This is a genomic window from Rhodobacter ferrooxidans (assembly GCF_000176015.1).
GTDB lineage: Bacteria > Pseudomonadota > Alphaproteobacteria > Rhodobacterales > Rhodobacteraceae > Pseudorhodobacter_B > Pseudorhodobacter_B ferrooxidans.
Genome location: NZ_ACYY01000001.1, coordinates 49,932 through 61,822 on the forward strand (window position 1 = coordinate 49,932; position 11,891 = coordinate 61,822).

Genomic DNA, 11,891 nt, shown 5'->3' on the forward strand with positions numbered 1-11,891 from the left:
GATGGATTCCCCTTCAGAAATCGAATTTCACGCCCTGCGCCAACGGCAGGTGCGCGGAATAGTTGATGGTGTTGGTCTGCCGCCGCATATAGCCGCGCCAGGCATCCGAGCCGCTTTCGCGCCCGCCGCCGGTTTCCTTTTCACCGCCGAACGCCCCGCCGATCTCGGCCCCCGACGGCCCGATATTGACGTTGGCAATGCCGCAATCGGAACCCGCGGCGGTCAGGAACGCCTCGGCCTCGCGCAGGTTCAGGGTGAAGATGCAGCTTGAAAGCCCCTGCGGCACGTCGTTCTGCAGGGCAATCGCTTCGGCGAAATCGTCGTAGGACAGCACATAAAGGATCGGTGCGAAGGTCTCGGTTTTTACCGTTGCGGTCTGCGCAGGCATCTCGACCAGCGCGGGCGCGATGTAGGCGCCGCCCTGCGGCACACCGCTGGAAACGGTTTGCCCGCCATGCACCGTGCCGCCCTCGGCCTTGGCCGCTGCCAGCGCCGCCAGCATCCGGTCGCGCGACGCATGGTCCACCAGCGGCCCGATCAGCGTGGTTCCCACCCGCGGATCACCGATCGGCAGGCTGGCGTAAGCCTTGGTCAGCCGCGCCACCAGTTCATTGTGAATCGATTTGTGAACGATGAGTCGGCGAAGGCTGGTGCAGCGTTGCCCCGCCGTGCCCACCGCCGAAAACACGATGGCCCGCACCGCCATGTCAAGGTCGGCCGAGGGCGCCACGATCATCGCGTTGTTGCCGCCAAGCTCCAGAATCGACCGCCCCCAGCGCGCCGCCACTTTCGGCCCGACAATTGCCCCCATCCGGGTGGAGCCGGTGGCGGAAATGATCGGCACGTCCTTCGATGCCACCAGCGCCTCGCCAATCGCCGGCCCGCCGATCACCAGTTGCACCAGCCCCTCGGGCGCATCACCGAACCGCGCCAGCGCCCGCTCCATGATCTTCATCGAGGCCATGGCGGTCAGCGGCGTCTTTTCCGACGGCTTCCAGATCACCGGATCGCCGCACACCAGCGCCAGTGCCGCGTTCCACGACCACACCGCCACCGGAAAGTTGAAGGCCGAGATGATGCCGCAGGGCCCCATCGGGTGCCAGGTTTCCATCATCCGGTGGCCGGGGCGCTCCGAGGCGATGGTCAGCCCGTAGATCTGCCGCGAAAGGCCCACGGCGAAATCGCAGATGTCGATCATCTCCTGCACTTCGCCCAGACCTTCCGAGGTGATCTTGCCGACTTCCAGCGTCACCAGCGCGCCCAGTTCGGCTTTGGCGGCGCGCAGTTCCTCGCCCAGCAGCCGCACCAGCTCGCCGCGCCGCGGGGCGGGCACCTCGCGCCACTGGCGAAAGGCGGCCTGGCTGAGCGCGATGATCTCGCCCATCTCCTCGACCCGCGTTTCGGTGATATGCGCCACTTCGGCGCCGTCGATCGGCGAGCGCACGGTCAGCGTGCCGCCGGTCAGTTCGGCAGAGGTGAAACCGGCGGCGGTCAGGGTGGCGGCGTGGGTCATCTTTGTCCTCATGTGACGGTGGCGCGCTGGTCGTCCATGGCCATGGAGACCAGCAGCGGCGTGGCGGTTTGCAATGTCTGGAAATCGGTCTTGCTGTGCATGTGGCGCCAATCGGCCAGGATCAGCGACTGCGCCACCGCCCCGCCCAGCGTGGTGCCGGGGCCGGGGATGATGAACAGATCGGGGGCAAATTCGCGGGCGGCAATGGCAATGGCGCGGGTGAAATCGTAAGGCTCGGTAACCTGATGGCCCAGCGTATAATCCCACAGCGCCGCGGGATCGGTGGCGCCCGGCCACCAGATGGCACCGCGCCCGTCGATCAGCGGAGCCTTCGGTTGGGCGAACAGGTCCGGTTCCAGCCGAGCGCGACCCTCGGCGGCAATGGGGGCCTGCAAGGCGGTGTGAAAGGCCGCGTGATTGGCCAGCCGCATCGGGAAACGGCCCTGCAATTGCGGCACCGCCGCCTCGAACGCCGCAAGGCCAGCCTCGTTGCCCGCCAGCACCAGCATGCCGCCAAGGTCGATGGAAAGCGCCAGAGCATGACCGGAGCGCGTGCCGATTTCGACAACGATCCCAAGCAGTTCTGCCTTGCGTGCGGGGTCGGTCTGCCAGTCCTCGCCGACGAACGGATAGATCACCTGCCCGCCGATCAGCCGATCCTGCATCAGCGTGCCCATGGTGTTGACCAGATCAAACCCGGCCTCGGCGCTCAGCGCGCCCGCACAGGCCAGCGCCGAATACCAGCCCATCGAATTGCCGGTCACCGCCACCACGTCCACGCCCCTCAGGCTGCGGAAATCGCCCAGCGTGGCGGCATAGATCAGCCCGCTTGCATTGTCGCCGCGGGTATGGCGGGCCACCGAATAGGCGCTTGCCCCATCCAGCGCCGAAAGGGTTTCCTGCCCCAAGGCAGTGCGGCGGGCATCGAAACCGGCCAGCAGGGCGCGGTCGGGGAAGTGGCGGCCCAGATAGCCCAGCTCGGCCTTGCCATAGGTGCCGCGACCGGGGCAGATGACGACAGCGGTGGTCATGGCCGCACTCCCAACAACTGCAAAGCTGCTGCATAGATGCTGTCGGCCGAGGGCATGGTGGCGGCATAGGCCGGGCCGGTGGCGATGAAGCTGTCCTCGGCGGTCAGCCGGGCGGTGTTGGTATCGGTGCGTTCGGCCAGCACCGCCATCAGCGCCTCGGCCACCCCACCTGAACGGCGGGTTTCATCGACGATCAGGATGTTCTGACACCCCTGCACCGCCTGCAACAGCGAGGCTTCGGGCAGGGGCGAAATCCAGCGCAGGTCGATCAGCCGGGTCTTCACGCCCTTGGCTTCCAGCCGCGGCAGCGCCTGCTGGCTAAGGTAATGACCGTTGGCAAAGCTGACGATGGCCAGATCGGCGCCATCGCCGGTCACCCCCACCTCGCCCAGCGGAATGCTGCGATCAGGCGCCGGATAGCGACGCATCCAGCCGCCGTCCTTGTCGGCATGCAGATCGCGCATCGGGTAAAGCGCGATGGGTTCAAGGAACACCACCAGCCGCTGCTCCTCGCGCGCCAGCCGCACGCAGGTCCGAAGCATCATCGCGGCATCGGCACCGTTCGACGGAATGGCGAGGATCAGCCCCGGAATATCCCGCAGCACCGCCACCGAATTGTCGTTGTGGAAATGCCCGCCAAAGCCCTTCTGATACCCCAGCCCGGCAATCCGCAGCACCATCGGGTTGCTGTATTGCCCGTTGGAGAAGAACGGCAAGGTCGCCGCCTCGCCCCTGATCTGGTCTTCGGCATTGTGCAGATAGGCCAGGAACTGGATCTCGGGCATCGGGATGAATCCGTTCTGCGCCATGCCGATAGCGAGACCGAGGATAGACTGCTCGTCCAGCAAGGTGTCGATCATCCGCTCGGCCCCGAAGCGCGCCTGCAGCTTCTGCGTCACCCCATAGACCCCGCCCTTGCGCCCGACATCCTCGCCCATCATCACGATTTCGGGGTGCGCCAGCATCAGGTCGGTCAGCGCCCAGTTGAGGATGCGGCTCATCGGCTGCGGCTCGTCGATCTGCCGCAGATCGCCGCCAAACGCCGCCTCGCGCGCCGCTGGCGTCGGGCCGTTGGTGGGCTTGCAGGGGCGCTTGGGCGGAATGAGGCTGGCCATCACATCGGCGGCGGTTTTCAGCCTTGGCCGAGTGACGGCTTCGGCAGCGATCCGTGCCACCCGGTCGTTGGTTTCGGTGTAGATCGCCAAGGCCTCGGCAGGGGTCAACGCCCCGGCCTGATCCAGCAACCGCACGGCGTGCAGCAGGGGATCGTTGGCCTCCTCGGCCTCGACCTCCTCGCGCGAAAGATAGGTGGTGGGCACGTCGGCGCCGGCATGGCCGTAAAGCCGGATGGTGCGGATGTGCAGAAAGGCGGGCTTGCGGCGCTGGCGGGTGAACTGCGCGGCGGCTTGCGCCACGCGGTAGGTTTCGAAGATGTCCAGACCATCGCAGGCAAAGTATTGCAGACCGGGGCGGGCGGAAAACCCGGCCTCGATCCAGCCTTTCGGGGTCTTGGTGGAAATGCCGATGCCATTGTCTTCGCAGACGAAAAGCAAGGGCAGCGGGATCGACTGATAGGCGGTCCAGCCTGCGGTGTTGAACGCCCCCTGCGCGGTGGAATGGTTGGCCGAGGCATCGCCAAAGCTGCACATTACAATGGCATCGTCGGGCAGTTGCTTGTGCTCGGGTGGCCGCCGCTTTGCGGCACCGATGGCATAGGCCGCCCCCACTGCCTTCGGAAGATGGCTGGCGATGGTCGAGGTTTGCGGCGGGATGTTCAGCGCGCGCGACCCCAGCACCTTGTGCCGCCCGCCGGAAATCGGGTCCTCAGAGGAGGCGGCAAACGACAGCAGCATGTCCCAGGCGATGCTTTGCCCCGGCACCTGATCCGCCCGCGCGATCTGGAAGGCGGCATCACGGTAATGCAGAAACGCCATGTCGGTCGGCCGCAACGCCGCCGCCACCGCCGCCATCCCCTCGTGCCCCGAGGAACCGATGGTATAGAACCCCTGCCCCGCCTTCTGCATCGCCCGGCTTTGCCGATCCAGCGCGCGGCTGAGGCAACCAGCACGATAGATCGCCACCGCCTGCACAGGCGTCAGCGGCCCGCCGGGAGGATTCCCAACCGGAAAATCCCGCGCCGCCACGCGCCGCAGGAAGTTTTCATGAACAATGGCGGCTCGATCCATCTGGACCCCTTTGCAGCTTCACCTTTGCGAAAATATCCCCGCCGGAGGCACCCGGCCCGTCCGTCAGAGCCTCCGGCGGGGATATTTGGGCAAAGGTGAAATCAGAAGAAAGCTTGCAGCCCGGTGATGGCGCGGCCGAGGATCAGCGCGTGCACGTCATGGGTGCCTTCGTAGGTGTTCACGGTTTCCAGGTTCACCATGTGGCGCATGATCTGGTAGTCTTCCTGGATGCCGTTGCCACCGTGCATGTCGCGGGCGGCGCGGGCGGCGTCGAGCGCCTTGCCGCAGTTGTTGCGCTTGATCAGGCTGATCATCTCGGGCGCGGCGTTGGCCTCGTCCATCAGCCGGCCGACGCGCAGGCAGGCTTGCAGGCCCAGCGAAATTTCGGTCAGCATGTTGGCCAGTTTCAACTGGTAAAGCTGGGTCTGGGCCAGGGGACGGTTGAACTGCTTGCGGTCCAGCCCGTATTGCCGGGCGGCGTGCAGGCAGAATTCGGCGGCGCCCAGCACGCCCCAGGCGATGCCATAGCGGGCGCGGTTCAAGCAGCCGAACGGACCTTTCAGCCCTTCGACGCCGGGCAGCAGAGCGTCCTCGCCAACCTCGACATCCTTCATCACGATCTCGCCGGTGATCGAGGCGCGCAGGGAAAGTTTGCCGCCGATCTTCGGTGCCGAAAGCCCCTTCATGCCCTTGTCGAGCACAAAGCCACGGATCTTGCCGCCATGCGCCTCGGACTTGGCCCAGACCACGAACACGTCGGCGATCGGCGCGTTGGAAATCCACATCTTGGCGCCGTTCAGCACGTAGCCGCCGGCGGTCTTGCGCGCCACGGTCTTCATCCCCGCGGGGTCGGACCCGGCATCCGGTTCAGTCAGGCCGAAACAGCCGATCCATTCGCCGGTCGCCAGTTTCGGCAGGTATTTGCGGCGCTGCGCTTCCGATCCGTAGGCGTAGATCGGATACATCACCAGCGAGGACTGCACCGACATCATGCTGCGATAGCCGCTATCGACCCGCTCGACCTCGCGGGCGATCAGGCCATAGGCGACATAGGACGCGCCAAGCCCGCCGTATTCCTCGGGGATGGTGGTGCCCAGAAGGCCCATGTTGCCCATCTCGCGGAAAATCTCGGGGTCGGTGGTTTCCTCGCGGTAGGCCTTGGTGACGCGCGGTTGCAGCCGGTCTTGAGCATAGCTGCGGGCGGCGTCGCGCAGCATCCGCTCGTCTTCGCTGAGCTGGTCGTTCAGGCGGAACGGGTCTTCCCAGTCGAATCGGCCAAGGTCGGGGGCGTCTTTGGGTTTCAGGGCCATGGGGAACCTTTCAGGCTGCGTTGATATGCCTTATAGGCCATTGTTCAGGCCGGTAATACCGCTATTCTGGCGTTTATATATGCATGGAGCGCATAGGATGGCCACGCCGCGACGGTTTCTGCCCTCGATCAGCCTGCTGGCGGCGTTCGAAGCGGTGTGCCGCACCGGCTCGACCCTGGCGGCGGCGCGCGATCTGGACCTGACGCAGGGCGCGGTCAGCCGGCTGGTGCAGAACCTTGAGGCGCAGCTTGGTGTGGCGCTGTTTCTGCGGCAGGGGCGGCGGCTGGTGCCGACCGAAAGCGCGCTGGCTTACGCGCGGGAGGTGGCGCGGGCGATGGACATGATCAGCCGCGGCGCCATGCGGGTGCGCTCGGCCACCGGGGGCGGCACGCTGGCGCTTTCCATCCTGCCGACCTTTGGCACCCGCTGGCTGGCGCCGCGTTTGCCGGGGTTTCTGGCGGCGCATCCGGGGGTGACGATCAATCTGGGCACGCGGCTGAAGCCGTTCGATTTTGCCGAAGAAGGCTTTGACGCCGCCATTCATTTTGGCGACGAAAGCTGGCCCAATGCCGGGTCGGTCAAGCTGTTCGACGAGGCGCTGGTGGCCTGTTGTGCGCCGGCCTACCTTGCCACGCATCCGGTGGCGCAGGCGTCCGATCTGATCGGGCTGCCGCTGCTGCAACTGGAAACCCGGCCCAATGCCTGGGGCAACTGGTTTCACCGGCATGGGGTTGCTGGCGCCGTGCCGCAGGGGATGCTGTTCGATCAATTCGCGCCGATGATCCAGGCGGCGATCTATGGCATGGGGGTGGCGCTGCTGCCCGAATTTCTGGCGCAGGCCGAGTTGGCGGACGGGCGGCTGGTCAATGCCTGGGGCGACCCGGTGCCGGGCACGGGCAGCTATTACCTGGTGTGGCCCGGCATCGCTGCGGGTTATCCGCCGCTGGTGGCATTCCGCGACTGGCTGGTGGCCGAGGTGGCCGGACCGGACGGGGCGGAAATGCTGCCGCGTTAGGGCGTTACGTCACAATTGCCCGGTGCAGGGTCATGGCCTAGCCTGCGGCCAGGGAGAGGCGGCATGCAATTCGATTACATCATTGCCGGCGGCGGCTCGGCCGGTTGCGTGCTGGCCGCAAGGTTGAGCGAAGACCCCAGAGTGACAGTCTGCCTGATCGAGGCGGGCGGCATGGGACGCAGCTTTTTCATTCGCGCCCCGGCGATGGTGGCGGCGATGGTGCCGGGGCGGCCGCCAATCCACAACTGGGCGCTGCACACCGTGCCGCAGGCCGGTCTGAACGGGCGGCGCGGGTTTCAGCCACGCGGCAAGGCGCTGGGGGGCAGTTCTGCCATCAACGCCATGCTCTATGTGCGCGGCCACCCGTCCGACTTTGACGCATGGGCCGATCTGGGCGCCGAGGGCTGGGATTGGCAGTCGGTGCTGCCGTGGTTCCGCCGCTCCGAAGGCAATGCGCGCGGGGCAGACGACCTGCACGGTGCCACCGGGCCATTGCAGGTCTGCGACCAGTCGGCACCGCGCAAGATCACCGAAGCTTTCGTGCGGGCCTGCGCCGAGGTGCAAATTCCCACCAACCCCGATTTCAACGGTGCAAGTCAGGAGGGCGCCGGGCTGTATCAGGTAACGCAGTTCCATCAGGGTGCGCGCAAGGGCCAACGCTGCTCGGTCGCCGCGGCCTATCTGCATCAGGTGATGCGGCGGCCCAACCTGACGGTGCTGACCGGGGCGCTGGTGGACCGCATCACCCTTGCCGAGGGTCGCGCCACCGGCCTGATCGTGCAGACCCGCGACGGGGAGAAATCCCTGACGGCGCGACGCGAGGTGATCGTGGCGGCGGGCAGCTTCGGCTCCCCCGCGCTGCTGCTGCGATCGGGCATCGGGCCGGAGCAGGAGTTGCGCGTGCATGGCATCGCTGTTGCGCATGCGTTGCCCGGCGTGGGGCAGAACCTGCAGGACCATCTGGATTACACCATCAGCCACCACTCCCGACGGCCCGATGTGGTCGGGCTGAACCCGCGCGGGCTGTGGCGGCTGGCCAAGGCCGGGTGGCGCTGGCGCAAGACCGGCGCCGGGCTGTTCGCCTCGCCGATGGCCGAGGGTGGGGCTTTCGTGAAATCCCGCGCCGATCTGCCGGTGCCGGATTTGCAGATGCATTTCGTCATCGGCATCGTCGATCAGCACATGCGCAAGCTGCATCTGGCCGACGGGTTTTCGGCGCATGTCTGCGTGTTGCGGCCCGAAAGCCGCGGCTCGGTGGGGCTGCTTGATGCCAATCCCGCCAGCCCGCCGCGCATCGACACGGGGTTTCTGTCGGACCCGCGCGACCTGGCCCTGCTGATGCGCGGCGCCCGGATCACCGAAAGCCTGCTGGCCAGCCCGGCGCTGGCCCCCTGGGTCGGCAAACGGCTTTATCCGCATGGCGGCTCGGATGCAGCCCTGGAGGCCGATATCCGCGCCCGCGCCGACACCATCTATCACCCGGTCGGCACCTGCCGCATGGGGCAGGATGCGCTGGCGGTGGTCGATCCGGCGCTGAGGGTGCGCGGCCTGGCGGGGCTGCGGGTAGTGGATGCCTCGGTGATGCCGCGGCTGATCGGCGGCAACACCAATGCCGCCTGCGTGATGATCGCAGAACGCGCCGCCGAGATGATCCGGCGGCGGCCATCCTGACCCGCCCTGATCCGCCGCCCGACCTTGCCGCCCCGGCCGAAGTTGGGGCCGACATTGACCCGCGCAGGCGGCAAGGTTCGGCAACCCGCTGATTCGAAATGTCGAATTGCCGGGGAATTTCACGCCACCGCATACCGTTGTATTCCGTCAACCCCCGGAGATTCGGGCCAAATCGCCGGGCGCGACGAACCGCCGCAAGCCAGCTTTCGCTGCAAGCCGCCCAATCCTGCGGCACTTGATCGGTGTCAAGGCCCGCATATCGGCTTCCCGCGACAGTGCCGCTGTCGTGAAGGGCTTGCATCGGGCGGGCAACGGTAGCACGCTGCACCTTGATCGAACCGCATGTTCGGCACAGGGTCTGCCCGTGCCGAGGCATAGGGTCGAGCCTGTATCTGCGCAAGCAAACCCACGTCATGACGTGAAACAAGGAGACAGTTGAATGCAAGCAATGACCAAAGGCCGCAGCACGCGGCAAATTCTGGGCGTCGGCCTGATCGCCGGTATCATGGGCGGCGTTGCGGAAATCGCCTGGATCGCGATCTACCTGCAACTGCAAGGCGGCGCCTCCAGCGACGTGGCCCGCGGCATTGCCGAAACCGTGTTCCCCGGCACCGAAGCGGCCTCGTTCGCCGTGGTTCTGGGTCTGGTGATCCACATGGCGCTGGCCGTGGTTCTGGGTGGCGCCGTTGCCGCCCTGTTCAGCCGCGCCTTCCCGCGTCTGGCCGGCACCGTCACCGAATTCGTCGCCGTTGTCGGCGCGCTGGTTGCGGTCTGGGCGATGAACTTCCTGGTCATCCTGCCGATCGTCAACCCGGCCTTCGTCGAGATCGTGCCCTACGCCGCCTCGCTGACCTCCAAGGTGCTGTTCGGTGTGGCCGCCGCGATGGTGTTCCACCACTACAACAAAACCCGCGCCTGAGTGCGGGGCGGGCTTCGGCCTGCACGTTGGTAAATGAAAAGCGCCAGCCCTTCGCGGGGCTGGCGTTTGCTTTTGGGCGGCAGGTCAGGCTTCGGGTGGGATAACGCCCTTGCGGAAGATGAAACAGCCGTAGAACCGGCGCTCGCCCGACTGGATCACCGCATAGGCGCCCTTGGCGCGTTCGTAGAAATCGAAGCGTTCGATGCCGACCATCGGCCGCGGCCGGCCTTCGGCTGCGTTCACCGCGGCCTGCACTTCGGCCTGCACTTGGGGGATTTCCGATGGCGCGCCGACCACCTGCATCCGCCCGGCGAAATCATCGACAAAGGTGTCCAGCGGCAGCACCGACAGCACCGCCTCTGCCACCTGCGCGGCGGTCAGGTTGTCCATCCGCAGCAATTCGCCCAGCACGGTCTGCCGCGCGATGCTGTCGGCGGGAAAGTTGGTGTCGGCGATCACCAGCGTATCGCCATGCCCCATCGCCCGCAGCGCAAACAGCACCTCGGCGTTCAGCCGGTTGTCGAGTCCCTTCAGCATCCTGTCCTCCTGTCATGCAAACTGTTGCCGCACCGCCTGCGCCAACACCTCGGCCAGCGCCGCATGGGCGCCCGCATCGTAGTGGATGCCGTCCAGATCGGACACCGCGATATGATCGGCGGCATCGACCAGCGGCACGCCCGCCCGCACCGCCACCCGCGCCAGCGCCGCGCCCAGTGCCTGCGACTTGATCGCCCCGCCCTCGAAAATCTCGGCCAGACAACCGACCTCCAGGATCGGCGGCGGCGCCACCAGCAGCACCGCAGGCGCCGCCCCCTCTGGCCCGCAACCCGAGGCGCGGATCACCGCGATCAGCTTTTCCAGCGACAGCGCGATGTCGGTGGCATTGACCGAGAACCGCCCCTTCAGGTCATTGGTGCCCAGCTTCAGGATCACCAGATCCAAGGGCCGGTGCGATTCCAGCAGCGCAGGCAGCAGCCGCAACCCGTTGCGATGCGGCCCCTCCACCGGGTCGTCATGCAGGGTGGTGCGGCCGGGATGCCCCTCCTCGATCACCTGCCAGCCCGGCAGCGCCCGCGCCAGCAGCCCCGGCCAGCGCAGATCGCGGCCATAGCGCCCGATATCGGACAATTCCGCCATCGGCATGGTGCCATGGGTGTTGCTGTCGCCAAAGCACATCAGGCTGCGCATGATCTGCGACCTTTCCCGGTTCCCGGCCCTGTGACCCAAGCCCAAGGCTAGCGCCGCCTTGCTCCGCTGTCCACGCTTCAGCGTTGGGCTACCGCCCCGTCACCGCCCGCCGCCCCAGCGCCGAGATCGACACCGCCAGCAGGATGATCAGCCCCACCAGCACCTCGCGCACATAGCTATCGACCTGCATCTGGGTCAGGCCATTGTCCATCACCCCCAGCACCACCACGCCCGCCAGGCTGGCCAGCACCCGCGGCTGGCCGTTTTCGGCCATGGTCATGCCCAGAAACACCGCCGCAATCGCACTCAGCATCAGCCCAGCCCCCTGCGTCGGGTTGGCCGAGGCGACACGGGCCGCATACATCAGCCCCGCCACCGCCGCCCCCACTCCGGTGAAACCGAACGCGGTCAGCCGCAGCCAGGTCACCCGCACCCCGGCCAGCCGCGCCGCCTCCATATTGCCGCCAATGGCATACAGACGGCGGCCATAGCTGGTCTGCTCCAGCAGCAGCCAGACCAGCGCCACCACCGCCAGCGCGGTCAGCGTCAGGTAAGGCAGCACCAACGGCTTGTCGCCGCCCAGTGCAATGCCGCCGCGGGCGAAATCGGCAAAGCCCTGCGGAATGTCGCGCCCGAAGATGGTCTTGCCGCCCGAGATCACGAAGGCGAGGCCGGAATACATCGTCAGCGTCGCCAGCGTTGCCACGAACGGCAATATCCCGATCAAACTGACCAGCAGTCCGTTGACCAGCCCGCCCAGCAGCCCCACCGCCAGCGCCGCCGCCACCCCCGCCGCGATGCCGAACCCCTGGACAAACATCACCGCCGCCACCACGCCCGCCAGCGAGGCCATCGACCCCACCGACAGGTCGAAATCGCCCATCACCATCACCACCGTCATCACCGCCGCCACCACCGCCAGCATCGACACCTGCTGGCTGATGTTCAGCCAGTTGCGCGCGGTCATGAAGGTGTCGGGCAGGCTGATCCAGAAGAACCCCACCAGCAGAACCATGCCCAGAAGCGTGCCGTAAGTGCGCAGGAAATGGGCCATCAGT

The 11,891-nt window shown here is 66.7% G+C and carries 10 protein-coding genes; 3 read left to right on the forward strand and 7 right to left on the reverse strand.

Translation table 11 applies throughout. The features are described from left to right. Positions 1 to 13: 13 nt before the first annotated feature. The 4 genes from amaB to RSW2DRAFT_RS00280 all read right to left on the reverse strand — a co-directional run bounded on the left by amaB (position 14) and on the right by RSW2DRAFT_RS00280 (position 6,040). Positions 14 to 1,513, reverse strand: a complete 1,500-nt coding sequence (amaB, locus tag RSW2DRAFT_RS00265) for an L-piperidine-6-carboxylate dehydrogenase (RefSeq protein WP_008026856.1) — start codon at positions 1,511 to 1,513, stop codon at positions 14 to 16. 8 nt (positions 1,514 to 1,521) lie between these two features. Next, positions 1,522 to 2,544 carry an ACP S-malonyltransferase gene (locus RSW2DRAFT_RS00270; protein WP_008026858.1) on the reverse strand — a complete coding sequence of 341 codons (1,023 nt, stop codon included), beginning with the start codon at positions 2,542 to 2,544 and terminating at the stop codon, positions 1,522 to 1,524. Further along, on the reverse strand, positions 2,541 to 4,730 hold the full coding sequence (locus RSW2DRAFT_RS00275; RefSeq protein ID WP_008026860.1) for a dehydrogenase E1 component subunit alpha/beta: 2,190 nt from the start codon (positions 4,728 to 4,730) through the stop codon (positions 2,541 to 2,543). The genes RSW2DRAFT_RS00270 and RSW2DRAFT_RS00275 overlap by 4 nt, the downstream gene beginning before the upstream one ends. A 101-nt stretch (positions 4,731 to 4,831) precedes the next feature. Continuing rightward, positions 4,832 to 6,040, reverse strand: a complete 1,209-nt coding sequence (locus RSW2DRAFT_RS00280) for an acyl-CoA dehydrogenase (protein WP_008026862.1) — start codon at positions 6,038 to 6,040, stop codon at positions 4,832 to 4,834. A gap of 97 nt (positions 6,041 to 6,137) precedes the next feature. Between RSW2DRAFT_RS00280 and RSW2DRAFT_RS00285 the strand changes: the two genes are divergently transcribed. The 3 genes from RSW2DRAFT_RS00285 to RSW2DRAFT_RS00295 all read left to right on the forward strand — a co-directional run bounded on the left by RSW2DRAFT_RS00285 (position 6,138) and on the right by RSW2DRAFT_RS00295 (position 9,645). Then, positions 6,138 to 7,055 (forward strand): LysR family transcriptional regulator, encoded by a 918-nt coding sequence (locus RSW2DRAFT_RS00285; protein ID WP_008026865.1) that lies wholly within the window; start codon positions 6,138 to 6,140, stop codon positions 7,053 to 7,055. Positions 7,056 to 7,118: 63 nt separating this feature from the next. Then, positions 7,119 to 8,726 carry a GMC family oxidoreductase gene (locus RSW2DRAFT_RS00290; protein WP_008026866.1) on the forward strand — a complete coding sequence of 536 codons (1,608 nt, stop codon included), beginning with the start codon at positions 7,119 to 7,121 and terminating at the stop codon, positions 8,724 to 8,726. Between the two features lie 439 nt (positions 8,727 to 9,165). After that, entirely contained in the window at positions 9,166 to 9,645 is a 480-nt protein-coding gene (locus RSW2DRAFT_RS00295) for a hypothetical protein (protein ID WP_008026868.1), read from the forward strand. 84 nt (positions 9,646 to 9,729) lie between these two features. On the opposite strand, the gene RSW2DRAFT_RS00300 is transcribed toward RSW2DRAFT_RS00295, so the two are convergent. The 3 genes from RSW2DRAFT_RS00300 to RSW2DRAFT_RS00310 form a co-directional block, all read right to left on the reverse strand. Next, the gene (locus RSW2DRAFT_RS00300; RefSeq protein ID WP_008026870.1) at positions 9,730 to 10,182 is read right to left on the reverse strand and encodes an RbsD/FucU family protein; all 453 of its coding nucleotides are present in this window, start codon (positions 10,180 to 10,182) and stop codon (positions 9,730 to 9,732) included. Positions 10,183 to 10,194: 12 nt separating this feature from the next. Beyond that, the gene (locus RSW2DRAFT_RS00305) at positions 10,195 to 10,833 is read right to left on the reverse strand and encodes an SGNH/GDSL hydrolase family protein (protein WP_008026872.1); all 639 of its coding nucleotides are present in this window, start codon (positions 10,831 to 10,833) and stop codon (positions 10,195 to 10,197) included. An 88-nt stretch (positions 10,834 to 10,921) separates the two neighbouring features. Next, the gene (locus tag RSW2DRAFT_RS00310; RefSeq protein ID WP_008026873.1) at positions 10,922 to 11,887 is read right to left on the reverse strand and encodes an ABC transporter permease; all 966 of its coding nucleotides are present in this window, start codon (positions 11,885 to 11,887) and stop codon (positions 10,922 to 10,924) included. Positions 11,888 to 11,891 lie beyond the last annotated feature (4 nt).